General features: G+C 40.9%; 17 protein-coding genes. 5 read left to right on the top strand and 12 right to left on the bottom strand.

Annotated features, from left to right (window positions below; translation table 11 throughout):
• Window positions 1-33 precede the first annotated feature (33 nt).
• The 4 genes from DXD68_RS12705 to DXD68_RS12690 all read right to left on the bottom strand — a co-directional run bounded on the left by DXD68_RS12705 (window position 34) and on the right by DXD68_RS12690 (window position 3,073).
• Window positions 34-228 carry a hypothetical protein gene (locus DXD68_RS12705; RefSeq protein ID WP_122361910.1) on the bottom strand — a complete coding sequence of 65 codons (195 nt, stop codon included), beginning with the start codon at window positions 226-228 and terminating at the stop codon, window positions 34-36.
• Between the two features lie 83 nt (window positions 229-311).
• A complete protein-coding gene (locus DXD68_RS12700; RefSeq protein ID WP_122361908.1) occupies window positions 312-1,682 on the bottom strand; it encodes a sodium-dependent transporter in 1,371 nt (456 codons plus the stop codon).
• 22 nt (window positions 1,683-1,704) lie between these two features.
• On the bottom strand, window positions 1,705-2,358 hold the full coding sequence (locus DXD68_RS12695; protein ID WP_122361906.1) for an ABC transporter ATP-binding protein: 654 nt from the start codon (window positions 2,356-2,358) through the stop codon (window positions 1,705-1,707).
• A gap of 1 nt (window position 2,359) precedes the next feature.
• Window positions 2,360-3,073 (bottom strand): ThiF family adenylyltransferase, encoded by a 714-nt coding sequence (locus tag DXD68_RS12690; RefSeq protein ID WP_122361904.1) that lies wholly within the window; start codon window positions 3,071-3,073, stop codon window positions 2,360-2,362.
• Window positions 3,074-3,211: 138 nt separating this feature from the next.
• Here DXD68_RS12690 and DXD68_RS12685 point away from each other — a divergent pair, with 138 nt between their 5' ends.
• The gene (locus DXD68_RS12685; RefSeq protein ID WP_122361902.1) at window positions 3,212-5,176 is read left to right on the top strand and encodes a family 20 glycosylhydrolase; all 1,965 of its coding nucleotides are present in this window, start codon (window positions 3,212-3,214) and stop codon (window positions 5,174-5,176) included.
• A gap of 528 nt (window positions 5,177-5,704) precedes the next feature.
• On the opposite strand, the gene DXD68_RS12680 is transcribed toward DXD68_RS12685, so the two are convergent.
• From DXD68_RS12680 to DXD68_RS12655, 6 genes are all read right to left on the bottom strand, one after another.
• Complete coding sequence (locus DXD68_RS12680; RefSeq protein WP_122361900.1) at window positions 5,705-6,835, bottom strand: OprO/OprP family phosphate-selective porin; 1,131 nt, start codon at window positions 6,833-6,835, stop codon at window positions 5,705-5,707.
• A gap of 214 nt (window positions 6,836-7,049) precedes the next feature.
• On the bottom strand, window positions 7,050-8,906 hold the full coding sequence (locus DXD68_RS12675) for a metallophosphoesterase (protein ID WP_122362072.1): 1,857 nt from the start codon (window positions 8,904-8,906) through the stop codon (window positions 7,050-7,052).
• A gap of 16 nt (window positions 8,907-8,922) precedes the next feature.
• The gene (locus tag DXD68_RS12670; protein ID WP_122361899.1) at window positions 8,923-10,665 is read right to left on the bottom strand and encodes a RagB/SusD family nutrient uptake outer membrane protein; all 1,743 of its coding nucleotides are present in this window, start codon (window positions 10,663-10,665) and stop codon (window positions 8,923-8,925) included.
• A gap of 25 nt (window positions 10,666-10,690) precedes the next feature.
• Complete coding sequence (locus tag DXD68_RS12665) at window positions 10,691-14,164, bottom strand: TonB-dependent receptor (RefSeq protein WP_233577137.1); 3,474 nt, start codon at window positions 14,162-14,164, stop codon at window positions 10,691-10,693.
• A gap of 231 nt (window positions 14,165-14,395) precedes the next feature.
• Window positions 14,396-15,382, bottom strand: coding sequence for a FecR family protein (locus tag DXD68_RS12660; RefSeq protein WP_122361895.1), 987 nt, complete (start codon window positions 15,380-15,382; stop codon window positions 14,396-14,398).
• Between the two features lie 614 nt (window positions 15,383-15,996).
• Window positions 15,997-16,512 carry an RNA polymerase sigma-70 factor gene (locus DXD68_RS12655; RefSeq protein WP_199715659.1) on the bottom strand — a complete coding sequence of 172 codons (516 nt, stop codon included), beginning with the start codon at window positions 16,510-16,512 and terminating at the stop codon, window positions 15,997-15,999.
• Window positions 16,513-16,746: 234 nt separating this feature from the next.
• On the opposite strand from DXD68_RS12655, the gene DXD68_RS12650 reads away from it, so the two are divergent.
• The 4 genes from DXD68_RS12650 (at window position 16,747) to phnW (ending at window position 22,411) form a co-directional block, all read left to right on the top strand.
• Window positions 16,747-19,002, top strand: coding sequence for an inorganic phosphate transporter (locus DXD68_RS12650; protein WP_122361891.1), 2,256 nt, complete (start codon window positions 16,747-16,749; stop codon window positions 19,000-19,002).
• Between the two features lie 120 nt (window positions 19,003-19,122).
• A complete protein-coding gene (locus DXD68_RS12645; RefSeq protein WP_122361889.1) occupies window positions 19,123-20,463 on the top strand; it encodes a DUF5690 family protein in 1,341 nt (446 codons plus the stop codon).
• Between the two features lie 47 nt (window positions 20,464-20,510).
• A complete protein-coding gene (gene phnX / locus DXD68_RS12640) occupies window positions 20,511-21,293 on the top strand; it encodes a phosphonoacetaldehyde hydrolase (protein WP_122361887.1) in 783 nt (260 codons plus the stop codon).
• A gap of 26 nt (window positions 21,294-21,319) precedes the next feature.
• Window positions 21,320-22,411 carry a 2-aminoethylphosphonate--pyruvate transaminase gene (gene phnW, locus DXD68_RS12635; RefSeq protein WP_122361885.1) on the top strand — a complete coding sequence of 364 codons (1,092 nt, stop codon included), beginning with the start codon at window positions 21,320-21,322 and terminating at the stop codon, window positions 22,409-22,411.
• Here the strand turns inward: phnW and DXD68_RS12630 are convergent.
• Both DXD68_RS12630 and DXD68_RS12625 read right to left on the bottom strand, forming a co-directional pair.
• Complete coding sequence (locus DXD68_RS12630; protein WP_122361883.1) at window positions 22,401-24,509, bottom strand: sensor histidine kinase; 2,109 nt, start codon at window positions 24,507-24,509, stop codon at window positions 22,401-22,403. The genes phnW and DXD68_RS12630 overlap by 11 nt on opposite strands.
• Entirely contained in the window at window positions 24,506-26,578 is a 2,073-nt protein-coding gene (locus DXD68_RS12625; RefSeq protein ID WP_122361881.1) for an ATP-binding protein, read from the bottom strand. Before DXD68_RS12625 ends, DXD68_RS12630 begins: the two co-directional genes overlap by 4 nt.
• Window positions 26,579-26,688 lie beyond the last annotated feature (110 nt).

The raw sequence follows: 26,688 nt of genomic DNA, 5'->3' as shown, positions 1-26,688 counted from the left end.
ATGCTTTCCCGATAGGAAATGATGTCAAGTACTTTAATCCGTTTGTTTTCTCCTTGCTTCCCTCCATTTTCTCATCATTTCGAAACCTTCATCCAATGTATAAAAAGGTCCTTCTTCCGCTTTGCGGACACGTGCGATTAGTTCTTCTTGGGTCATGTTTAATCCCGGAAGTAATTTCTGTTCCTTGGAAACAGTTTCAATTTCAAGTGAGACGGTTTTGATTTCCATGTTGTTGTTTTGTTAAAGATGAATACTCTGTTACAAAGATATAAGTTACTGCCAATAAACAAGTAACTTATATCGTTTATTTTTCAAAACAAAGCGGTTATCTTTTTGACCAGTCCCAATTCGTTCAGGAAAATAAGTCCGATCGCTGCCGGAGCGATGTATTTGATAAAGAAAGCATATGTGTTGAAGAAATAAAAAGTGATTGTCCCTTTGTTTGTCAATTCCTCTTTCAGAACTTTCTTTTCAATCCGCAGGCCGACGAAGATACAGATCATCATACCTCCGATAGGCATCATTATTTTGGCTGTCAGATAATCCAGTGCATCGAAAAGGATCATGCCTCCGATCGTGTATTCTTTAAGCAGGCCGAAAGATAATGAACTCAAAGCGCCGATGACGGCAACCCCTATGGAGACAATCCAGGCGGCTTTTTTTCGGGTCATGTGATATTCTTCATGTACATAAGCGGTAGCGACCTCGTGTAAAGAAATCGTAGAGGTTAATGCTGCCAAAGCCAGTAAAATAAAGAAAATGAGTGACCAGATATTTCCAAACGGCAGTTGTTCGAAAATATTGGGCAGAGTGATGAATACCAGTTCCGGACCTGCAGTCGGTTCGATACCGAAACTGAACACGGCAGGAAATACCATAATACCTGCCAGCAATGCTACGAAAGTATTCAGAACAGTTACTTGCACCGCCGTTAATTGCAGATTGGTCTCTTTCCCGAAATAAGAAGAATAGGTAATCAGACACCCCATACCGATACTCAGTGAAAAGAAAGTTTGTCCCATCGCACTTAGAACGACGGAAGAGGTGATCTTGTCGAAGTCAGGCTTGAACAGGAATGCCAATCCTTCATCCACTCCCGGTAAGGTGACAGAACGGATACACAAGACCAATAATATGATAAACAAGGCTGGCATCATAATTTTGGAAGCCCTTTCAATCCCTTTTTCTACACCCGAAACAATGATGAAATGCGTCAGTCCGATAAAGACAATCGTCCACATAATAGGTCGCAGGGCACTTGACGAAAACGCCTCGAAGTCTGATGTAAACTCTGCCGTTGTCTTTCCTGACAGCGAACCGGTCATCGCCTGCCATATATATTCCAGCGTCCAGCCGGAAACCACCGCATAAAAACCTAATATAAGAAAAGCCGCCAGGACACCGTTATAACCGATCAGCGACCATTTTGTACCCGGTGCCAGCTCCTTGAAAGCTCCGGCTGCATTTCTGCGTGAATGCCGGCCGATAAAAAATTCAGTAATCATGATGGGAAGTCCGAGCAAGACAGTACATATCATGAAAACCAACAGGAAAGCACCTCCGCCATTCGATCCTACCATATAAGGGAAACGCCAGATGCTCCCTAAACCTACTGCGCATCCGACGGTTGCTAATATTACTCCGATTTTGCTACCAAAAGTGACTCTCTCTTTATTTGCCATAACTGATTTATACTCTTTCTTTTTATTGTAAAACGACCCCGTCTTTGATATGTATCACGCGGTCTGTGTTTGCCGCCAGTTGTTCGTCGTGAGTTACAATGACGAATGTCTGATGCATCTGGTCACGTAACTCAAAGAAAAGGCTGTGTAATTCTTCTTTATTTTTGGTATCCAAACTACCGGAAGGTTCGTCTGCCAGGATCACTGACGGGTTATTGATCAGCGCACGTGCTACGGCAACCCGCTGTTTTTCTCCTCCGGATAATTCTGCCGGCTTGTGAGTCATGCGGTCTGATAGTTTCATGAAATCAAGAATCTCTTTCGCCCTTCTTTCTGCATCGGAAGCCTTTTCATGTGCAATCAGAGCAGGGATCATGACATTTTCCAGAGCCGTGAACTCCGGTAATAGCTGATGGAACTGAAAAACAAAACCGATATTCTTATTGCGGAAAGAAGCCAGTTCTTTTTCAGATAACTTGCCGGTTTCGGTCCCGTTGATGAACAATTGTCCGTTATCCGGTGCATCCAGTGTACCGATAATCTGAAGCAGCGTTGTTTTTCCCGCTCCGCTGGGACCGACAATCGCTACAACCTCACTCTTATTAATGGTCAGGTCAATGCCTTTCAGCACCTGTAAATTCCCGAAACTTTTGGTAATGCCTTGTGTCTGTATCATATTAGATATTTCTTATTACATAGGAAGCCAGATAACAACCGAAAATGGCGGGCATATACGCGACCGTTCCGGTGGTTGTCCGCTTGCATTGTTCGTTTTCCACCTCTACGATTGCATCCGGATCGGCGAACTCGGTAGAGAAGACGACCGGAATGCCTTTGTTCACACCCAAATGGTGAAGACGTTTGCGTACCGCCCTTGCCAATGTGCAGTTGTAGCTCTTGGAAATATCGGCTATCTTCACCTGCGACGGATCGAGCTTGGCACCGGCTCCCATAGAGGATACAATTGGAATATCATGTTTGTAGGCATAAGCCAACAGGTATACTTTCGGACTGAGCGAATCGATGGCATCCACGATGAAATCGTATTTTTGGGAAGAAAGAACTTCATCCGTCCGTTCGTCGCGCAGGAATTCATTGAGTATTGTCAGCTTTAACCTGGGATTGATATCGAGCAGACGTCGGCCGACGACTTCAGCTTTCTGCATCCCCAATGTAGAATGCAAAGCAGGCAATTGCCGGTTGATATTGCTTTCATTTACCGTATCCGCATCGACAATGGTCATATGTCCGATTCCGGCCCGGCAGATCTGCTCGGCTGCATACGCTCCGACACCTCCCAATCCTACAACCAGCACATGGCAATGTGATAAGTACTCCATCCGTTCGGCACCGAGTAAAAGTTCCGTCCGTGTGTTCCAATTGTAACTCATTAATATGTTTTTGAGCACAAAAGTAATAAATCAATCAGAAACCGCCTTTTTATTAGTCATCTTTTAACTATTCCTTTATTTTAGGCTTGTCCGGATGATTAAAAAGCAGTAATATTGTGCGCTTAAATTTAAAATACGATGAAGATAAGACGCTATTTGATGCTTTTTGCAGTATGTACTCTCTTTTTAGGGAAAAGTTTTGCTGCCAATAATGAGAAACCGTTCGTGATACCGGAATTACAGGAATGGAGAGGTGCTCAGGGAATGTTTACACCCTCGGCAACTTCCCGTATCGTTTGGCAAGGGAAAGATTCGGCTGTAGCCCGTGTTGCCAATCAGTTTGCAGAAGATTATGAGACGATGTTCGGGCGTAAACTGACTGTTGTACAGGGCAGAGCTTCTGCCGGTGATTTTGTTTTTTCTTTGTCCGGCGACCGGCAATTGGGTGAAGAAGGATATGCTGTCCGGATTGCAGACCGTGTAAACGTATCTGCTCCTAAAGCAAAAGGTTTATACTGGGCGACCCGTACACTCCTGCAAATGACCGAACAAAACAGTGATCAGGCATTGCCGAAAGGTTCGATGCGCGATTATCCCGACTATGCGATCCGTGGCTTTATGATGGATTGCGGGCGAAAATTCATTCCGATGGATTTTCTGCGCGATTATGTAAAGATGATGGCTTATTATAAGATGAATACTTTTCAGATCCATCTGAACGACAATGCATTTAAACAGTATTTCGAACATGACTGGAATAAAACCTATGCCGCATTCCGCCTGGAAAGTGAATTTTTCCCTGGACTGACAGCCCGTGACGGTTATTATACAAAGAAAGAATTTATTGATTTTCAGTTGATGGCGGATAGCCTCGGAGTCGAGATCATTCCGGAAATAGATGTTCCCGCCCATTCATTGGCACTGACGCAGTATCGTCCGGAGATCGGTAGCGAAGAATATGGCATGGATCACCTGGATTTGTTCAAACCGGAAACCTACCAGTTTGTCGATAGCCTGTTCCGTGAATATCTGGAAGGACGAAATCCGGTGTTCAGAGGTAAAAGGGTCCATATCGGTACCGATGAATATTCGAATAAAAAGAAAGATGTAGTAGAGAAATTCCGTGAATTTACCGATCATTATATCCGTTTTGTAGAAGGCTTCGGCAAGCAGGCTTGTGTCTGGGGAGCTTTGACCCATGCAAACGGCGATACTCCCGTTAAGTCTGAAAACGTGTTGATGAATGCCTGGTACAACGGCTATGCAGATCCGAAGGAGATGATCAAACAGGGATATGACCTGGTCAGTGTTCCCGACGGTTATTTGTATATCGTTCCGGCTGCCGGTTATTATTACGATTATCTGAATACGGAGAAATTATATAAAGACTGGACACCGGCACATATCGGTAAAGAGGTTTTCCCTGAGAAACATAAACAGATCAAAGGTGGAATGTTTGCCGTGTGGAATGACCATGCAGGCAACGGAATCAGTACGAAAGATATTCACTACCGTGTATTCCCGGCGATGCAGACATTGGCTGTTAAGATGTGGACGGGCAAAGACTGTAAGGTTCCTTACGAGACCTTCAATACGATGCGTACCGTATTGGGTGAAGGTCCTGGTGTAAATATTGCCGGACGTATGGGAAGCAAGCCTCGTGCTGTCTACAACCAGGATGTTTTAAAACCGAATACAAAGACGGGGCTGAAAGAGATCGGTTATCATTATACAGTTTCATTTGATGTCCAGTCCGTTAAAGAAGAACCCGGAACAGAACTATTCCGTTCTCCCGATGCCGTATTTTATTTGTCCGATCCAGTCAGCGGTAAATTAGGTTTTGCCCGTGACGGTTATCTGAATACATTCAATTATCAGTTCTATCCCGAAGAGGAAGCATCCGTAGCAATCAGCGGTGATGAAAAAACAACACGTTTGTATATTAACGGAGACCTGAAAGAAGAACTGAATATTCAGAAACGTTTCTTTAATGGCGGAAAAGACTCTATGAGTTATGTACGGACACTGGTCTTCCCATTAGAGAAAACCGGTGATTTCAAGAGTACGATTAAGAATGTGGAAGTGCTGAATTATTGCAAGTAAGCCGTCGAAGAACGGTTTATATTTTATAAAGTAAGGGGTGTGTTATTGTTCGCTTAAAGCAAACGATAACATACCCTTTTTTAGTTGATCTTTCGGAGATAATCCTTATACCTTTTAATCGTAATAAGGAAAGAATTATGTGTTAATTCAGGAGGAACTATCTGTTAAGTCTTTACTTTTTGTTGCTACCCTCTACACCCTGCCGGATTACCCTGTACACCCTGCGCGGGCAGCCTCTACACCCTGGTCGGCTACCCTGTACAGGGTGGTTTTAGCAGGTCGGGACTTTTGTGTTAGTTTGTCGGGACTTAACACGTAGTTGTCTGCCTTTTAACAGATAGTTTGTTAGGGTTACTGTGACAGATGACAGACTCTGTTGCAGATAAAAAAAGTATCTGCAACGCCTTTATCTGCTGGATGTCTGATTATTACAAAGGCTGGTGACAGATGGCAGATACTTTTCTAAAACTTTATGTAGGATTGCGATGTAAAAGACGTATTTGCCTTGCAATAGGAGGAAGTAATCAATCAGAACCGGACCTGTAGCCGCAGTTGCATCATGTTAATTTCGCATTTTCCTAATGCCGAGTATTTATCCATCCAGAGATGTGCGTAATTCAGGCGGGAGGAAATATACTTGTTGAAATAGTAATTGATGCCGATCGACAGGTCGTGCTGGCTTCCTCCTGTCATGTTGCTGCTGAAGTCATTCAGATTGGTGTAATTATAGCGGCAGGCGAGCAGGATCGAGTGGGGCTCTTCCGGCATGACCGGTACGGCATCGAGGGTGTCGTAAGCGTACTTTGTGCCTTTCAGCAGGAAACCTCCCATAATATAGCCGCCATGAGCGGAATAGGAGGGCTTATGGTTCTTACGGTGGATATTCGTATATAAAAACTCGGTCTGAAGCAGCCATTTATGGCGGAAGAACAGGCATTCCACGTTAGACTGGACCTGGTTTCTCGCCTCTCCGACAGTCAGCTCTAACGTCCGCGGGGAAGGGATATAGGTGACACCTTTACTTTTTAACCGGATTTGTTGAGCCTGTGTTTCCGTATCTTCGTCCGGTACTTTGAATAAGGCACCGGTTCCGATATGAAATAATTGTCCGGACGAATTGATCGGCCGCCATACGATACGCCCTGAGAAGTTGTAACCGGGTTTGGTTGTTTCGGTGAAGCTGAGTCCGTCGCCGCAGAATGCGCCTGCGGATAAATAATATGAAGGGAGGGAACGCGTATAGGATACACCGATCCGGCGGTCCGGGTAGAACGTTTCAGATACGTTGGAGGCTGTGTTGAAGATAAGATCGTTCGTGCTGGTCGATTGGTCTATGCTGTAATAACCGAGCATATAGCCGGCACGAAAGTAGTTTCCGTCTTTCCCGTATTCGGTAAACGCATCTTTCAAGGTGACCTTATTGTTAGCAAAACCGACATCGATCTTGGTATACCAGCAGGAATAGATACGGACTTTTGCCGCTAGTCGTACATCCGAAATATGTGCACCTGCGTGCAATGCTTCAGGCGAATGAATATAGGCACCGCCATCTAGAAATAAACGTCCGGATAGCTTCCAGTTGATAGGAGAGGAGTCGGGCGTTGCGAAAACAGGTAAAGTTATAAGTAGAATCAGAAATAAGGTTGCTATATGTTTCATGAAAAATGTACCTTTACAGTATGAAACCGTAAAGGTACAAAAAAATGGAAAAAATTGAAGTGATATTGTAAAGATATTGGTTATAGACCGAGCTTACATTCTTTACTAAATAAGTAACTAAAAAGACCAGTGCTGTTGTATGATTGCTAGTCTCGACCTTTTTTAAGTATCTTTGGAGTCAGTTTTTATTATGTTGCTTTGTATTTGAGATATTTTATAGATTGATTTTTTTAATTATTTGTCCTTTAGTATCTAAAACAGTAAGAAGCATTTCTTTCCCTTTTTTAGCCAGGATCATGATTGTTGCATTTTCCGGTTTGTTTCCTCCACCGATAATTACCGGGAAATTATTCTCCTTACTATTTTTAGGGTAATATGCAAAGCGATGTATATGTGCATTGATACATATATCAAAAGATGCATTTGAAAGAAGATTTCCCCATAACTCCCGACAAGGAAGATAGGCTTTTTCGGGCATTCCATATAATGGTATATGATGGATCAGAACTTTTTTTGAGGCTTTCTTGAACTCTTTTCCTTTTAGTTCGTTTTTTAGGAAATTGATTTGTTCAGAGCGTAACTTATCAAAATTATTCAGATTATAATATACCCATGTTGTGTCAGGTTTATCTTCACCGCAGTCCAACATTATGAAACGTGTATCTCCCCAGTTGAAGGCTCCATAAGTTTTATCTCCCACATAGTCGAATAGTTCGCGTAGTTGTATGGAATAGGCATTACGTATTTCGTGATTACCTCGTAAATAAAAGACCGGAGTATTTTCTGCGCCCACCTTTTCATTTAAATAGGACAAAAAACGAACCGCTTGTTCTTCGTTATACGGATCATCAATGCAGTCTCCGTTAAATAGAACGAAGTCATAGTTTATATCTTTTACTTGTTCTGTTAGCATTTCTAAAACTTGGTTGTTTTTGTGAAGATCATTTAAGATGATTGCCGTGAAATCAGATGTATCTTTTGCAGGAACAGTGAAAGAGTAAATATCAGAATAAGCAGTATTGCCAAATTCTTTTTTGTAAGCTTCATATAAAGTGATTTCTTGCGAACATACACGATAATAGTAGGTTTTTCCAGGCTGTAAATTAGCCAGCCTTATTTTATGATGCTTATTATTGCATATAATCTGTCCGTCAACAATGTTTTCTTCCCGGTTTCTCAGATTCAGATCTGTACCATATTCGACCCAACTGTGAACCGGAACATGGGTCAGCCAGGAAACGGTGATACCGTTTCCTGTTGGGTTCTGTAAATATGGTTTTGTCCGAAAAATGTCAATAACATTTGCTTTTAGACGTACATCGACGAATAAAGGCAGATGATCGGAAGCTGTTTGTTCTTCCTGAAGTACTTGACGCTGTAAAACACTGTATGAGTTCCCATTATTATATCCATATATAAAATCAATACATCTGTTTGGATTAACCACCGGAATAGTGTTTACCTTATAATTATTCAACGGTATAAACTTTTCTTGCAAGGCGACTTGCGTCGGTGATCCCTGGACAGAATTCATATCTCCCGCAAGAAATAATGGTTTTGTTATACCTTTTAATTCTTCAAAGATTATAGGGACTGACAAGATTTGATCTTCCTTGGTCAAAGAGAAATGGCTGCAACAAAGAATATATTTTTCAAATTCTGTTATTAGTAGCAACCGATTTTCTTCACGTCCGGGTAGTTTTACTGTTTTGTAATTTAAAGGTTTTTCTTTAGAAAGAATACCAATACCATATTTCCCCCCTTGATAGTCTATGGAAGCACCATAAACGTAATGCATGAGTGTCCTTTCTGACAACTCTTTTAATGCAAATACACCTTGGTTCCTCTCCGTTACACTATCGAGTTCCTGTACAGCTACCACATCCGGATTTACTCGATTGATAATATCGGCAACTCTTTGGTAATTTATAATATCATCCATCCCTCGGCAGTTTCGTACATTGTAACTCATTATACGTAACGAGTTTTCTTCTTTCGGTTCTATGTCATTTCGAGCATGAACGGCTAGCCCCAGCAACAAGCCGGTGATTAGTAAAAAATATTTCTTCATGGCTGTATGAAAATAATTATAACCCATCGTTCCAACCTGGATTTTGAGTCAGATTCGTATTTAATAAGCGTTCCTGAATTGGTATAGGATATAAATAGTCTTTATTTTCATCCCATACTTTTTGGAGATGGGGATTAACAACAATACATCCACTTTCTCCGTTTTCCAACGTAATATCACTATTCAGTTTTAGATATTGAATTGATTTACCATCTAATGATGGTTTTGAGTCTTTGTAAATATGTATATCGATATTCCCATCTCCATCCAGATCGAAAGAACCTATGCTTGGAAAATACATTCCTTTAAACTGTTCTGTGAATGTAGCCCCTTCTTTCCAGCGCATCATATCATCCCAGCGGAAACTTTCCATAACAAGTTCTATACGTCTCTCTCTTCTTATTTCCAGAATGACACCTTTATTGGAACCTGATACATGTGGGTATTGCTTTTCCAAGTATGGATCCGGATTTGAGTTGGCTTTTGTCAGATCTATATTAGGCATTCCAACCCGGTCTCTGATTGGTTTGATGGAGATATCAAGATCATTTTGAGTAAGAATCCCTAATTCGGCTTTTGCTTCAGCATAGATTAAAAGTGCTTCTGCAAAACGGAAAATGGGCATGTCGTTAATATCCTTCTGATTTGTATCCCACTTTCTCTCTGTTACAAATTTTATCAATTGGTAACCTGTTACTGTAGAGCCGAATTCCTGTACAAGAGTTTCTGTCTCATCAATACGAGTATACCCCGGTGTACGTATGGTTTGGCTTAGGCGAGGATCTCTGTTTTTAGTTTCATCGGTAAAAAACATGGTTTCATGCCCTGGTATATCTGTAAAACGTTTTCCATCTCTCATCAGATAGCTGTTTACCAATCTTTTTTCAAGTCCCGGGCGTCCGTAGGAAGCTGTCATTGTATAATAATTCAGGTTGTGATATACCTGAAATTCATCACTATACCCTCTTGCAAGTATCACCTCGGCAGGAATGGCTTCATGGGATGCAAAGAAATTGAGATAATCTTTATCCGGGTTACCCGTAGAATAAATTTTATATCCGCTTTGCGAGATTAATTCTTCAGAAGCATTTACTGCCTCTTTTAAGAATTTATCGGCATCCGGCAAGTTAAATTCTGTATGATATTTGCGGAAAGTACCTTCATGAAGACATATACGTGCTTTTAAAGCCAATGCTGTCCATTTAGACAATTCGTTCACTGTTTTTTCTGTTGGTAAATGTTCAATAGCTTTGTTGATGTCTTCCAATATATGTTCCATGATTTCCGTACGGGGACTCCTGGCTTTTTCCAATGCTTCCGTATCCTGATCATTAATGACTTTATCATACCAAGGAACATCTCCAAAACGCTTTACTTTATCAAAATAGAAGAAAGCACGGAAGAAATAAGCAATAGCATCATAACGTAACCGCGATTTCTCATCACTACATTTAACAGAGTTCTCCAGATAGAAATTAATGTTTCTCAAATCTTCCCAAACCCAGTTTCCACCGCTGGTCGGAACGATGCGTGTACCTCTTAATTCATCGGCTAAGTCCATCTTTATAATATTGTCTACCGCTTCATTATATACACCTTCTGCATTAGGTAGTGTTTTATAGAAAGAATTTGTGTAAAGCCTGAGGTCGTTTCCTGTATTAAAGAATGTGTTTGGAGAGATAGCATCCAATGGATATTTTTCCATTTCACAAGCAGAAAAACAGCAACTTGCGATTAATATGTAAATGATATTTTTCATAACGATAATTCCTTTAAATGATTAATTAGAATGTGATATCCAATCCAATAGAGAAAGTTTTTGATAACGGATAACTTCGTCCGTTGGAATCGGCTACAGGTTGTTCCGGATCGATATAATCCGTTACAAAAGGTGTCCATGTTATTAGGTTTTCTCCACTAAGATAGAGACGACAGTGTTGAACTGCAATCTTTTTCATCCATTTTTCCGGAAGAGTATATCCTATTACCAGATTTTTGAGTCGTAAATAACCTATATTCTGTATATACTTATCATTGGGGTCTCTTAAACAACCGCCGCTGTTTAAGGCTGTGTAACCTCGTAATACCGGAAAATAGGCATTTGGGTTATCTTCTGTCCAGACTAGGTCATTGAAATTCTTTGGAGTAAAAGAGAAATATGGACGTGAATAAGGTCCCCAAAACTTGTCTGCATTATTACTAGGATACCAGTCTCTGCGACCAATTCCCTGAAAGAATACAGATAAGTCAAGACCATTCCAGTTAGCATTCAAATTTATGCCGTAATTGTAACGGGGTTCGGAGTTTCCTATGATTTCCATATCTCCGGGATCATCAGCGGTCTTTTTCCCTGGACTGATTATTCCGTCATTATTCAGATCTCTGAATTTCAGGTCTCCAGCACGTAGTTTTCCCCATTCACCGGGTGCTTTTTGGATTTGAGTATTCACCAGCTTTTGGTCTATTTTCCAGTTGGCAGCCTCTTCGTCTGTTTGAAAGAATCCATCTAGTCTGTAACCCCATATTTCTCCGAAACGTTCACCTACATAATGGTTTGCAAGTAATTTATTAGGATTGTCATATCTGGTTATTTCGGATACGGCATCTCCGAAAACGAAAGATACTCCATAATTAAAAGGCTTTCCTTTCAAAGAAAATTCATCTTTCCAGTTTATTACGATTTCATAACCTTTGGTTCTTAAGTCTCCTGCATTTTGCTGTGGAGAAGCGGCTCCGAATACGGCAGGTAATGTTTTTCCTGGCACAAGCATATCTGTAGTATTACGTACATATGCATCAGCAGATATATTTAATCTGTTATCTAGGAATCCCAGGTCAATACCAGCATTGATTGTTGTTGCTTTTTCCCATGTCAGGTTATCTATGATCGGGTTGGGAGAACTTACATTCTGAGTTTTTTGTCCATCGATCAACCAATTAGAAAGTTCCATTCCCATCGTAGAGATATATGGATAATAATTAGGACTTTTACTGTTGACTGCCTGATTCCCCAGTGAACCATAAGATGCACGGATCTTCAGATTGTTTACTACTTCTTTTGCTTTATCGAAAAAGGCTTCTTCGCTTAATCTCCATCCTCCCGATACGGAAGGAAAGAAACCATAACGCATTCCTTTTTTGAAACGTGATGTTCCATCGTATCGGCCGTTCACTTCAATGAGATATCTGTCGTTGAAATCGTAGTTTGCACGGAAAAATGCTCCAAATAAAGCATAATCATAAGCTCCGCCCTCAACCAACATGTCTCCTGTGCCCAAATTCAAGTCATTTAGAGATTCTGATATAAGATTTTTACGGGAAGCCATCATCCGTGAATGTTTTTTATTTTCATAATTTATACCGGCCGTTAATCCGACGGTATGTTTGCTAAATGTTTGATTATAATTAGCATAAATGTTTGCTACATGCATCGGATCGAACCACATTGTCTTTTTAAACTGGTCTGTATTGTAGTTGGGGACTTCTTGTATAATGCCTGGTTCAATAGAATAATGTGCTACTGTCGAACGGTACCAGTCATCTGCAATGTAAAATGAATAAGTATAATCTGCATTTAATTTTATATTCTTGGTTATATCTAATGCCATACTGGTTGTTGTCGTGAATTCATGTATCCCTTTTTGACCACGCGAACCTCCATCAAGTAACATGGCATAAAGTCCATCTCCGATTGAGTAGTTATTTTTTAGAGTATTGTAAGTTGCAGTTCCGTCTGGATTGATAGGGGCATAACATGGTAATGCATGTACGGTTACATATACGAAGTTTGGATTTCCTCCTCCTTCTCTTCCATAGTATTTGTAACTTTTATCATAATAAGAAGTGTTGTTGGAGACCTTCAGGAATGGGAATAACTGGGCATTGATTTTACTGCGGAAATTGAAAGATGTAAATTTATCCGTATTAATTTTCATGATGCCATCTTTAGTATAAAAATTACCGGATAGAAGGAAATTTACTTTTTCGGTTCCTCCCGATAAATTAATACTATGTGATTGTGATGGCTGGTGGTCGTTAAATACGGTCTTCCACCAGTCGTAGTTTCCGTAATAGTTATAAATGTCTTTTCCGTTCACGTTTTTAACAACAACCCAAGGGCGTTCCGGATTTTCAGTTTTGTCGTAGCGGCGTGCTTTCAGTTCTTCCATATCCTCATCTGTATATCGGGTGTAGGTGTTTCCTGTTGCTCTGCGGAATGCTTCGTCGTTCAACATGACGGCATCGTATCCGGTGGTCATGAAATCAGTTCGTACAGTAGGTTTCGAAGATGCGAAGAAGGTCCCGTATGTGATACTCATTTTCCCAGCCTTTGCATTTTTAGTGGTTACCAAAATTACCCCGAATGCACCTCGTGCTCCATAGATGGCAGATGCTGCAGCATCTTTTAAAACGGATACAGATTCAATATCTCTGGGGTTTACGCGGTTTATATCTCCCGGAACTCCGTCGATGAGAACCAGTGGTTCCCCTCCGTTTATGGAAGCTTGTCCACGCACATTAATAGAACCTCCGGCTCCTGGTTCACCAGTGGAGAAGGTGATATTAACGTTTGGCATTGTTCCTTGCAGGATCTGAGTTGCGTTTGATACCGGACGGTTTTCTAATTCTTTGGCAGTGACTTGTGCTACAGCCCCTGTCAAGTTTACCTTTTTCTGTACTCCATATCCGACTACTACAACTTCATCCAGAGCTTGAGTATCTTCTAATAGTTTAATATCAATATTGTTTTTATTTGCGACTGGTATTTCCTGTGAGTTATAGCCGATAAATGAAATGACGATTATGGCTGACTCCGCGACATCCAGGCTGTATTTTCCATCTATATCTGTAATTGTACCATTACCGGTTCCTTTTTCAAGAACATTGGCTCCAATTACGGGTTGTCCACTCTGATCTGTAATTGTCCCACGTACTCGTTTTGTTTTTGGGGAAGTTTGTGGTTTTTTCATTATGTTTATGTGGCGGTCATTGATGGTGTAAGTCAGATCTGTCTCTTTTAGTGCCTGATTTAACACATCACTGATTTGTTTATTCTGAGCATTGACATTGACATAAATGCCATTAATATCAGAGTCAACATAAAAGAAAAGGAATTCACTTTGTTTCTCAATTGTAGAAAAAACTTCGGAAAGTTTGATTTGTCCAGCATTAACTGAAACCTTCGTATTCTGCGAATAAGAATCCATTGCAACAGCCTGAAACAGGGTCACAAATAGTAGAACGACTGTGATCTTCATAATCTGAATGATTTTTTTTAGATCTTTAGATAAAAAAGATCTGTAGTAAGAAACATTTTCCATAATTTTGCGTAGATAAAAGATTTATAATAGCTTCAGTCACAATGTTTGGTCGCGGAGCGACTGAAGCGGATTAAATTTTTGCGATAAACCGGTTATATCAGTATAGCCGGTTTTTGTAGGTTAACATTATTAATACTCCATAGGCTTTCTGTTTTCGTTAATAAAGATTTATCTGATGTAATATGTATTATTCTTTTTTTTCCATTTTATAGGGAGGCTTCGTGAAATTATTTCTAATATTTTATCTAGCGTTTGTTCTTCGCTAAAACTACCGGATATGGTAATGGATGGTTTCATTAATTGCTTGTTTTCGATAATAATTTGTACATTGTATTTCTTCTCAAGTTCTTTTATTAATTTGCTGAACGAGATCATTTTATATTTTATCAAGCCATCTTTCCAGGAAATTTCTTTTTCTATATCTACTTCATATACATCGATGTTACTGGTTGAATAGTCGAATGCCAGTTGTTGGTTGGGATATAATTTAACTTTTTGTCCGGATCCTTCGAAAGATATCCCCCCTTCTATTAATGTGGCAATGATTTTTTCTGATTCAGTATCAATTTTAGCATTGAACACCGTACCTAAAACTTTAATAGTACCTTTGTGTTGATTACCTACCTCAAAGGAAACTTTAAATGGGTTATCAGAGTTTTTGGTAACTTCAAAAAGGGCTTCTCCTTCCAGTTTAACCGATCGGTTAACTTTACCATAAGCGTCTGTATAAGTGAGTGTACTATTTTTATTTAATGTGACTTTTGTACCATCATTGAGGGTGAACTCTGATTTATTGTTATTGGTAAGATAAGTATAATATTTCGTATTTTTCTCATTTGTATGGGTTATAATAAAAAAAGACGAAATGCCAATAATCAAAATAATAGAAGCTACAATTGGGAGAAGGATTGATAGTAAATACTGTTTCCTGGGAATTGGATGTATATTTATTTTATCTTGCAACTTCTCTAATGAAATAGAAGGATTTACATATAGATTAGATGAAATATCTGCATTCCAATAACTTTTCAGCAGATAGAATGTTTGACGATTCTCCTCTTTTTCATTTATCCAATTACTGATGACTAGAATATCTTCAGCTGAAGCATTTTCTGTCAGAACCTTTGTTATAATATGATCTATTTTGTTATCCATCTTTGTTGCTTCTATTAAAATAGTCGCAACCTTGGAGAAAAACCCTTAGTTACAGATGGAAAAATATTATGCGAATAGTAAAAAATTGTATCTGATTCTGCATTTTCCTGATAATGGATACTTGTTCATCGTTGATCCGGATTATGTATTATGAAAATCGTACCTTTACAGTATAAAACTATAAAGGTACGAAAAAATGGAAAAAATTGAAGTGATATTGTAAAGATATTGGTTATAGACCAAGTATGTATTTTTATTAATAAGACATGAATTCCGTGAATACCCCTATTGGAGAAAGGAAAATATTCTAGTTCTGATAAATATAAAAAATGAAAGGGAAAGTCTGGGTTTAATTCCAGCTCTTCCCCTCTCTTACTTAACCGACCCCCTTATTTCCCAATAAGTTTTATGTAACAAATGTATATGATTTGTTAGGATGATTTGTTTCGTAAATCAAGCAAATTAATTCTGTGTTCAGTCAAATTTCATTCTAGATTACGATATGTAGTTCTATGACCGATACAAAATAGACTCTGTATTGCTGCTCGTTTTAAAAAGAGTGCCAATTGGAATAATAAGTTTCGGTCTGAGACTATTTTTGAGAAGTTAGTAACTTATTTATCCTGTTTGAGTGATTCGCGTAGTTTTTTGATGGCAGTAGAGAGATGGGCTTCTAGTGTTTTTACGGATATGTCTAATATAGTTGCTACTTCTTTATATTTAAGTTTATCTTCACGAACCAGTTTGAAAGCTGCTTTGCATTTAGCAGGAAGGGCATCGATGGCTTTATTTAGTTGGTTGATTCTCTCTTTAGAGATAAGGTCATCCTCTGGAGTTGTTTCTGTATATGTGAAAAGATCGATTGAGATTTCATTTAGTTCTATCTGTTCCATATGTATAGTACGGTAATAACTAATAGCTTTGTGTCTGGCTATAGAATAAATGTAAGCATCAAAGTTGGCTATTTTCAATAAAGATTTCCTGTTGTTCCATACAGCGAGAAAAGTATCTGATACTATTTCTTCGGCTTCTACCGCAGAGGAGACATAAAGAGTTGTAAATCGCATCATCCTTCGAAAATAAGTGAAGTATAACGATTTAAAGGCCATTTGTGAATCGTGCAAAGCCATTTCACATATCCATTTTGCTATGTCTTCTTTATAGTCGTTCAATAGTTGAAAGTTAACAACTTTATTAATATAGTCGTATTTGAAAGGAAAAACCCTTAGTGTGATAACTTTATTTTCTTACGGTTTTTAATAATACGAGGGTGTTTTAACGATTGTAACATGTTTGTAACATCTGTGTAACACATGTGAAATATTTGTTTCAGAACTTTGCCGTCGAATATGTAACACTCATTTATGGAAACATTTTATCTGTTCCTCGTAATTTTCCTCTTTGTGCTGGCGGTGTTCGACCTGTCGGTCGGAGTCAGTAATGACGCAGTAAACTTCCTTAATTCTGCAATCGGTTCGAGGGCCGCATCATTTAAAGTAATTATGGTCATCGCCGCAATCGGTATTTTTGTCGGCGCTTCATTGTCAAACGGAATGATGGATATTGCCCGGCATGGGATCTATCAGCCCCAGCACTTCTATTTTTCGGAAATAATGTGCATTCTGTTTGCCGTTATGCTTACGGATGTTGTTCTGTTGGATGTATTTAACTCGTTAGGTATGCCGACTTCTACAACTGTTTCTCTTGTATTTGAACTCTTAGGAGGTACTGTTGCACTTGCTCTGATTAAAATAGCCCATTCTGACGGGGCTTTGCAATTGGGAGACCTGCTGAATACGGATAAGGCATTTACCGTTATTCTGGCGATATTCCTGTCCGTTGCGATCGCCTTTTTCTTCGGTTCCGTAGTGCAGTACATCTCTCGTCTGATCTTTACCTTTAATTATAAGAAACATACCAAATACTTTATCGCTCTGTTCGGCGGTCTGGCTGCTACTTCCATTTTATATTTTATGCTGATAAAAGGATTGAAAGAAAGTTCTTTCATGACAAGTGGATTGAAAGAAGCTGTATATGGTAATACGGAGACGATTGTCTGGTGTGCCTTTATCGGTTTCACGATCCTGATGCAGATTCTTCACTGGCTGAAAGTGAATGTGTTCAAAGTAGTGGTGTTGATGGGTACGTTTGCCCTGGCGCTGGCTTTTGCGGGCAATGATCTGGTGAACTTTATCGGTGTTCCTTTGGCTGGCTATTCTTCTTATATAGATTTGATGGCACAGGGGGGAACGACTACGACGGATACGTTCCTGATGTCTTCCTTGCTCGAACCGGCACAGACACCCTGGTATTTCCTGGTAGGATCGGGGCTGGTGATGGTGATTGCATTGGCTACATCCAAAAAGGCACAGAGCGTAATCAAGACTTCGCTGGATTTGTCCCGTCAGACGGAAGGAAATGAAAATTTCGGAACTTCACCTGTTGCCCGTGTGCTGGTCCGGACATGCAACAACACAGCCAGTACGCTGCTGAGTGTGGTTCCTCCCCGCGTAAAAGACTGGATAGACAGCCGTTTCAATAATGACGAGATCATCCTGGAAAATAAAGCCAGCTTTGACCTGGTCAGAGCTTCGGTCAATGTTGTGTTGTCCGGTTTGCTGATTGCACTGGGTACTTCTTTGAAATTGCCTCTGTCTACTACTTATGTTGCGTTCATGGTGGCGATGGGTAGTTCGCTGGCCGACCGTGCCTGGGGACGTGAGAGTGCCGTTTACCGTATTACCGGTGTGTTGTCCGTGATCGGAGGATGGTTCATCACGGCGGGTGCAGCATTTACCATTTGTTTCCTGGTTGCTTTGCTGATTTATTTCGGCGGTATTGCCGCCATGGTTGCCATGGTCGGTGTAGCGGTTTATATGCTGATCCGTAATCAGATTGCCTATAAGAAGAAACTGAAGAAAGAGGCTTTGAAAGAAGAAGTCAATACGACGGTTGCGAAACTGCGTGAAACAACCGACGGACGCGAAGCACTTTCTTTGTTCCGCGAACATAGCCGCGAAGAATTGGAATCTGTCCTGCTCTTCACTGCGGATATGCTGGATAGATCGGTCCACGGATTTATGAATGAGAATCTCCGTGAACTGCGTAAGGTCCTGAGTGCCGTGGAAGAAAAGAAAATCCACCTGAAGCAGGTAAAACGAGTCGGAACTCTTGGTGTCACTCATTTGGATCATGATATAGCCGTTGAAAAGGGGTTATATTATTACCAGGGAAATGATTTCGCCAGTGAGATCATATTCAGTGTCCGCCGTATGACGGAGCCGAGCAAGGAGCATGTGGATAATAACTTCAGTCCGCTCAACGATATCCAAAAAGAAGATTTCAGTAAGATGACGGAAAGTATCGTTACTTATCTGAAACGCTGTGCGACTATGGTCGAGAAGAACGACTATCATCGTTTGGACGATGTGATCGCCGAATCGGTGGATTTGACAAACCAGCTTACAGCTTTGAAGAAAGGCGAGCTGAAACGTATCCAGGGACAAAGCGGTAGCACCAAGGTGAGTATGGTTTACCTGAACATGGTACAGGAGGCGCAGAATATCGTATCCTTTACCGCGAATCTGATCAAAGTAAGCCGTAAGTTCCAAAAAGAATGAAATACAATCGTCGGCTGAAACATATTTGTAACAAAATCTAAACAGATTGGTCACATCATAGAAATACCCTCGTCATATCGCGAGGGTATTTTTGTTGCCGGAAATAAAACGACAACAAAGATGAACAATTTGTTACAGATAAATGAAACGACCCGGAAACGCCTTTCCGACTTCCTTTTTATCCTTTGGGCGGGAGGAGCCGCTTTGCTCTCTTATTCCTTGGTTTATGCACTCCGTAAACCGTTCACCGCAGCCTCTTTCGAGAATGCGGAATTTTTCGACCTGGATTATAAGGTGGTGGTGACGATCTCCCAGATACTGGGATATGTGATCTCCAAGTTTATCGGTATCAAACTGATCTCTGAGTTGAAGGCGGAGGAGCGGTTTAAGTTTATTCTGACATCCGTCTTGCTGGCGGAAGCGTCGTTGATCCTTTTCGGATTGCTTTCAACGCCGTTCAATGTGGCTGCGATGTTCCTCAACGGTCTTTCTTTGGGATGTATGTGGGGAGTGATTTTCAGCTTTATCGAAGGACGGCGGGTAACGGATATTCTGGCGAGTCTGCTGGGTGTCAGTATGGTGGTCAGTTCGGGGACGGCGAAGTCGGTCGGATTGTATGTCATGAATCATCTGCATGTAAGCGAGTTTTGGATGCCTGCACTGATCGGTGCAGTGGCACTTCCCCTGTTGCTCCTGCTGGGTTGGGCACTTAACAGGCTTCCCAAGCCGACCCAAGAGGATATCGCCATGAAGTCCGAACGCGAAACACTGAACGGAAGACAGCGGCGGGAGCTCTTCAAAAGCTATATGCCTTTTCTGAGTATGCTTTTCGTGGCCAATATCGCGATTGTCGTTTTGCGAGATATAAAGGAAGACTTCCTGGTGAATATAATAGATGTATCCAGTTACTCGCCGTGGCTCTTTGCCCAGATAGACAGCATCGTGACATTGATTATCCTGGGGATATTCGGTCTGATGGTCTTCGTGAAAGACAATTTGAAGGCACTGTCTGTATTGTTTGTTCTGATCATGTCGGGAATGGTGGTGATGTCGGTCGTCTCTTTCGGGCAGGAACAGTTCCGGCTTTCGCCTGTTGCATGGTTGTTTATCCAGAGTTTGTGCCTGTATATCACCTACCTGACATTCCAGACTATCTTTTTCGACCGTTTCATCGCTTGCTTCAGGATTCGCGGGAATGTCGGTTTCTTTATTGTGACGACAGACTTTCTGGGATATACCGGAACCGTCGTTGTGCTTGTCCTGAAGGAGTTTTGCAACCCCAATATCGATTGGGCTTTGTTTTATAACCAGCTGGCAGGTTATGTCGGTATCTTTTGTTGCATCCTTTTTGCTTGTTCTTTTGTATATTTGCACCAGCGTTTCCGTAGAGAAACAGGTGTGACAGCCGCCAGGGAAGAGACACTAGAAGCCGTTCCGCAGAATGCCATCACCGTTGCCTGAATTTGATATATCGGAATATAAAGAATAATCAGTATATAAATGAAGTTATGAAGAAGATTTCGTGTGTAATTATGGACTGGGCGGGAACAGCTGTCGATTTCGGTTGTTTTGCCCCATTGAACGCTTTCCTGAAAGTTTTCTCGGAAGAAAAAGGGATCGATATTACGTACCGCCAGGCACGTGAGCCGATGGGACTCCTCAAGATCGATCATATCAAGGCTATTCTGAATATGCCGGAAGTCAGTGATAAGTTCCGTGCCCGTTATGGCCGCGACTGGAACATGGATGATGTGAACGAGATGTATCAGAGTTTTGAGAAACATCTGTTCGCCTCGCTGAAAAACTTTACTACTCCAATACCCGGCGTATTAGAAACAATGAAACTGCTACGTGAGGACGGTATAAAGATCGGTTCTACAACCGGCTATACACAGGCTATGATGGACGTGGTCCGTCCCGATGCCGCTGCCAAAGGCTATGAGGTCGACAATTTGGTCACTCCCGACGATGTTCCTGCCGGTCGTCCTGCTCCTTATATGATCTATAAAAATATGATCGATCTGGCTATTCCGTCTGTAGATAATGTTGTGAAAGTAGGCGATACGATTGCCGACATCAAAGAAGGCCTGAATGCGAAAGTTTGGAGCATCGGTATCGTAACGGGAAGTAACGAGATGGGAATTACTGAAGAAGAATACAACCATCGCTCTGCCGACGAACTGGCTGAACTGAAGCGCGAAGTACGCGAACGTATGCTGGCTGCAGGTGCTCATTTCGTATTGGATAACATTACCGAACTGCCTGCTTGCATTGAGAAAATTAACCGATAAAATAAAGACATAACATATCCATTGAAATGAGAAATTATCTTTTACTGACTCCCGGCCCGTTAAGTACTTCACAGACAGTACGCGAAGCCATGCTCCAGGATTGGTGCACCTGGGATAAAGATTATAACGAAGGAATTGTAACTCCGATCCGTAAAGGCTTGCTGGCCATTGCCGGACTGGATGAGAACGAATATACCGACGTACTTTTGCAGGGAAGCGGTACTTACTGCGTGGAAGCAACGATCGGAGCAGCCGTGAAACCGACCGATAAACTGCTTATCCTTGCCAATGGCGCATACGGTAAGCGTATGGCGCAGATTGCTGAATATTATCATATCGATTATGTGCTGGTCTCTCTGCATGAAACGGAGCTGATCACAGGAGAAGTTGCCCGCAAGGCACTGGAAGCGAATCCGGGCATCACCCATCTCTCTATGGTGCACAGTGAAACAACGACCGGTCTGCTGAATCCGATTGAAGAAGTGGCGGAAGTGATCCGCGGTAAGGGAATCACGTTTATCGTAGATGCCATGAGCAGCTTCGGAGGCGTGCCTATCGATGTGAAGAAGCTGAATATCGATTTTTTAGTGAGCAGTGCCAATAAATGTATTCAGGGAGTTCCCGGTTTTGGCTTCGTCATCGCCAGGAAGGAAAAGCTGATGGCCTGTAAAGGAGTTGCCCGTTCGTTGTCCCTGGATATCTATGCACAATGGGAAACGATGGAAAAAGGCGGAGGTAAATGGCGTTTTACGTCACCTACGCATGTGGTCCGCGCTTTCTACCAGGCAATGAAGGAACTGAATGAAGAAGGTGGCATCGCAGCCCGCTACGAACGCTATAAGAAGAATCACCGTACATTGGTAGACGGCATGCGTGCATTGGGATTCAAGACGTTATTGCCGGATGCTTCGCAGGGGCCGATCATCACATCTTTCCTGTATCCTCATGCTGATTTTGATTTCCATGCTTTTTATGAAGCACTGAAACAAAAAGGTTTTGTGATTTATCCCGGAAAGATCTCGGATGCCGACACTTTCCGTATCGGGAATATCGGGGATGTTTTCCCTCAGGATATGGAGAATTTGCTGGAAGCGATCAAACAGACATCTATCCGTTGACGGCATTGTCTGACTCACAAGGATGAATGAATACAAAGCGGGCTCCGGCAGTATATGATGTATCCAGGAATATGCTGTCCGGCCCGCTTAAATGTTCTGCTATATAACTGCATATATGGAGACCGAGACCTGTGCCTGATTGGTAGTTGTCCGACTTTTCGAAACGTTTAAATATTTCTTCCTGCTTTTCTTTTGGAATACCCGTTCCGGTATCGGTGACCGTTATCCGTACGTGCTTTTTATCTGCTTCCAACGTATAAGCCAGGTTGATTTCTCCTTTTTCCGTAAATTTGGCCGCATTGGTTAGCAGGTTGGTTAGTAATTGTTGCAGGCGTATGGTATCTGTATTGATAATCACTTGTTCTGAGGTAGGGGAAAAAGTTAATACCACTCCTTCACGTACATGTTGCCGGATGCTGTTGAGAGCTTTTCGGCAGCAATCTTTCAATAATACTTTTTGCAAATTGAAGCTCATGTCACCCGTTTTCATCATTGACAGGTTGAGTACATCATTTATTAACGTCAGCATCAAATCGGTATTATTCTGAATGATTCCGGAATATTCTCTTTTCTCTTCTGGAGTTGTTCCCTTTTCTGTCAGCAACTCGGAAAAACCGACAATTGCATTCAGAGGAGTACGTATTTCATGACTCATATCTGCAATGAAAGAACTTTGCAGGCGATTGGCTTCATCTGCTCGTATCGTTTCGAGTATCAGTTTTTCTTTTGATTTTAGTAAAGCCTCTTTTTCCTGCTGTAAATAATTCTTCAACCGTTGTGTCCTGCTACTGTAAATATATAGGATATAGAGTGTTATTAGTAATATGATAATTACAGACAGGAAGAATAGCAACTGATTTTGTTTCTGTATAATTTGCTTTTGGTTATTCTTCATCTGGTCTTTTTGCATGATATCGAAATTGATATCATGTAATGTACGCAGTTGGTTCACTTGACGCAGAAACATTTCGTTGTTACTTTTGTCATTATAGGCGCTGATCTCTTCATAAAGCTTCAGGACTTCGTTTTCTTTCCCTTGTTTTTTCAGTATATCGGCTTTTAATTGTAAATCTTCCGGTAAACGCTGTTTTTCTAAAAGTTTGTCAATGTAATGTAAAGCGAGTGTAAAATTACCTGTTCGGGCATAATAATGGGATTTGACAGCCAGATATACTTTTCCTGCATAGTCTCCCTCTACAAATTCACTTCCTTCGAAGCGACTGGCCATTTCGATGGATTCCCTGGCTTTGTCCAATTCATTCTCTTTCAGATACAGATCGGTATAGAAACAATATAAAAGCCAGTATTCCCGGTTGACGGGGAATAAACCGTTTTGTGTTTTATTCAATCCATCTAATTTGTCTATCAACTGCTTATAATCCGCGAGCATTTCCAAGGTCTTTTTATATGAATCGGTCCGCAGGCTCGACTCTATTTGGTAAGCGATCAGACGTAATTCGGTGTCATTGTCGTCTCCCTGTTGTTTCAGACGGTCGAGTCCGTCCTGGAAAGCGATCACGGCATCGCTATCACGACGGATGGCTTGATAAATCTGACCCAGGCATTCCGAACTGCGCAAGAGTCCGTAACTTTGTTTCGTGTTTATAGCCAATTGGTATAGATTATGAGTATTGTTCAATGCTTCTTCATAATTCCTGTGCCATAACAGATCCTGGCAGTATAATGCTCTTGCCCTGAATAAGGCATCCGGATATTCATTACGTTCACGGGCGATAGAGTCGATCGTGTGCATCCAGTAAGCCAGACTGTCACTTTTATCCAAATTATAATAGTAGGTGGCAATGTCCGACAATGCTGTATAAACAGCTTGGACAGAATCGATCTTTTCAGCTTCTTTTATTGATCTTTTCAGGTATTCGATCTGTTCTGGTTTTTGTTCATGGAGAAGAGAAAGACGGTATAATACCGGAATTTTTTCCTGTGGTTCGGATTGCTCCGGCAAAATGGCTTTCAGACTATCGATTTCTGCCATATGTGAGTTGATGGCCAGTGCCGATAGGGGAAAAAGCAGGAGTAACCTTATCATAAGTGCCCAAATCCTGACATGATATGTAAAAGATAGAAGCTGTCTTTTCATGATTGTTTGTTGTTTATCAGCTCCGTTGAATGCGTAAAAATAAAACGGGCTCCTGTTGTATAAGCAGAATCTATAAATAAACTCCCTTTAAATTGTTCGGAGATATGTGAGCTGATAGCTAATCCAAGACCTACACCCTGGACAAACTCGTTTACCTTTTCAAACCGATGGAATATATGTGATTGTTTTTCAGGGGAGATCCCACATCCTGTATCAGTGACCGACACTCGGATTAGATGTTCTTCTTCTTCGAATGTAAGATTTATTTCTCCTTCCCGTGTAAATTTAGCTGCATTTTCCAATAGATTCCTCAGGACTTGCATGAAGCGGTTCCGGTCTGTATTTAGCATGTATTTTTCTACCGGAGGTTCAAAAACTAGTCTGACATTTGGCTGCATAAGGGAGTTGATTTCGCTGATGACTTCCCGGCAACAGGCTATCACATCGTAGGCTTTTATATTCAGGCTGAACCTACCGGCATCGACCAGGGCAAGATCGAGTATGTTGTTTACGATATTCATCAGCAATTTGGAGTTTTCTTTAATTAAGTCTGTAAATTCTTTTTTCTCTTCGTCAGAGAATGAATCCTCATCCTCACTTAATAGTTTGGAAAAACCGACAATGGCATTTAATGGAGTACGTATTTCATGACTGATCTTTGCGATAAAATCAGTCTTTTGTCGGTTGGCCTCTTCTGCTTTCTCTTTGGCCAGCCGTGATTCTTTTTCTGATTTAACCAATGCTTCCTTTTCACACTCCAAAGCATTTTTCAGTTTATTGGAGCGTAAATAATAACGGATTCGTATAAATAACAATATGAGTAATAACAGAGAGATTCCTAATCCCATCCTTACCCATTGTGTCCGTAAGGCCAGTTGATCGTTTTGACGCTGCAGTTCGTAAGTCTGCCGTTCCTGATCGTTCAGATCATTCAGTAACCGGAGTTGTTGTATCTGACGTTCGAAGGCTTCTTTTTTCATACGGCTATTCAATGCAAACAATTCTTCATAGGTTGCAATGGCTTTTGCTTTTTGTCCGTCGGCTGTCAGGATATCTATTTTCAGCTTTAAATAATGGGGTTGAACTTCGATATCCAGTCCTCTATTAATGGCTTTGAGGGCATTAGTGTAGTCTTTATTTTTATAGCAGTACAGGGCTTTTATACGGTAATATGGATATTTCATATTCTCTTCTGTCGACTGATCGATATATTTATCAGCCTCTTTAATATATTTTCCAGCTTTATCGAGTTGTCCTTTTTTCATGTACAATTCCGCATAATAACTGTTGAATAGCCATTTATGCCATATCGACTGATAAGAAACTCCTTTATCTGCGTAAATTTTATATACAATCTGATACAGCTCTTTATATCTGTTTATTAATTGGAGAGATTCATCTAACAGGTTCTCGTCCAGGAATGACGGAATAATTTCCGATACATATTGTATTTCATAAACCGGGTTGGAGTTTAGCTTTTTCAGATAGATTAAACCTTCCTTATAAGCAGTGGTCGCTTCTTTATTTCGCCCCATACCTTGGTATGCAAATCCGATACATTGGTTGGCCAGCATCAGGCCATAGTCATCCTGTGCCTTTTTAGCGTCGTTCAACAGTTTGAAAGCTTCACTGATGGCTAGTTCATAATTCAATATTCCCTGATAATATTTGCATAGCAATAGTCTTGTCTGGAAAAAAGCCGGTGGTGTTATTGCATGTCGGCGGTAGATCGAATCCAGTTGATTTTTCCAGTAAATCAAACTATCCAATTGAGATTCATTATAATAGTACCGGCATAATCTTGAGTAACTTTCACCGATATAATTTAGAGTATCGAGTTGTACGGATAAATCGATAAGTTCTTTCAACAACGTAGCTTCTTCGGGTTGTTGCCAATAACTACGGGATAATTCGAGTAAGACCGGCAGCTTTTCTGATGGCTCTTTGGTATTCTTCAAAATAGTATGCAAGCTGTCTTTCCGGCTATCGTCTGTTTGTGCCTGCAAATGTGGGCGGGAAGATAAACCGGTTATTACAATAAGTAATAATATTGAAATAAATTTAGGCATACTAGTGTTCGGTAAATGCTATTGGGTCCTAAAATACACTTTTGCAAAGATACTCTTTACTAAATAAAAAAAACGGTTTATATCAATAAAAGCGTTGTTTTATACACACT

Source organism: Parabacteroides sp. TM07-1AC, assembly GCF_003480915.1.
Taxonomy (GTDB): Bacteria; Bacteroidota; Bacteroidia; order Bacteroidales; family Tannerellaceae; genus Parabacteroides; species Parabacteroides chongii.
Note: the sequence above shows the minus strand (reverse complement) of the source record. Positions and strands in the feature narration are given on the sequence as shown.

Coding starts and splice junctions, on each gene's coding strand:
- DXD68_RS12705 (WP_122361910.1), bottom strand. CDS start 228: ATGGAAATCAAAACCGTCTCACTTGAAATTGAAACTGTTTCCAAGGAA.
- DXD68_RS12700 (WP_122361908.1), bottom strand. CDS start 1,682: ATGGCAAATAAAGAGAGAGTCACTTTTGGTAGCAAAATCGGAGTAATA.
- DXD68_RS12695 (WP_122361906.1), bottom strand. CDS start 2,358: ATGATACAGACACAAGGCATTACCAAAAGTTTCGGGAATTTACAGGTG.
- DXD68_RS12690 (WP_122361904.1), bottom strand. CDS start 3,073: ATGAGTTACAATTGGAACACACGGACGGAACTTTTACTCGGTGCCGAA.
- DXD68_RS12685 (WP_122361902.1), top strand. CDS start 3,212: ATGAAGATAAGACGCTATTTGATGCTTTTTGCAGTATGTACTCTCTTT.
- DXD68_RS12680 (WP_122361900.1), bottom strand. CDS start 6,835: ATGAAACATATAGCAACCTTATTTCTGATTCTACTTATAACTTTACCT.
- DXD68_RS12675 (WP_122362072.1), bottom strand. CDS start 8,906: ATGAAGAAATATTTTTTACTAATCACCGGCTTGTTGCTGGGGCTAGCC.
- DXD68_RS12670 (WP_122361899.1), bottom strand. CDS start 10,665: ATGAAAAATATCATTTACATATTAATCGCAAGTTGCTGTTTTTCTGCT.
- DXD68_RS12665 (WP_233577137.1), bottom strand. CDS start 14,164: ATGAAGATCACAGTCGTTCTACTATTTGTGACCCTGTTTCAGGCTGTT.
- DXD68_RS12660 (WP_122361895.1), bottom strand. CDS start 15,382: ATGGATAACAAAATAGATCATATTATAACAAAGGTTCTGACAGAAAAT.
- DXD68_RS12655 (WP_199715659.1), bottom strand. CDS start 16,512: ATGGCTTTGCACGATTCACAAATGGCCTTTAAATCGTTATACTTCACT.
- DXD68_RS12650 (WP_122361891.1), top strand. CDS start 16,747: ATGGAAACATTTTATCTGTTCCTCGTAATTTTCCTCTTTGTGCTGGCG.
- DXD68_RS12645 (WP_122361889.1), top strand. CDS start 19,123: ATGAACAATTTGTTACAGATAAATGAAACGACCCGGAAACGCCTTTCC.
- phnX (WP_122361887.1), top strand. CDS start 20,511: ATGAAGAAGATTTCGTGTGTAATTATGGACTGGGCGGGAACAGCTGTC.
- phnW (WP_122361885.1), top strand. CDS start 21,320: ATGAGAAATTATCTTTTACTGACTCCCGGCCCGTTAAGTACTTCACAG.
- DXD68_RS12630 (WP_122361883.1), bottom strand. CDS start 24,509: ATGAAAAGACAGCTTCTATCTTTTACATATCATGTCAGGATTTGGGCA.
- DXD68_RS12625 (WP_122361881.1), bottom strand. CDS start 26,578: ATGCCTAAATTTATTTCAATATTATTACTTATTGTAATAACCGGTTTA.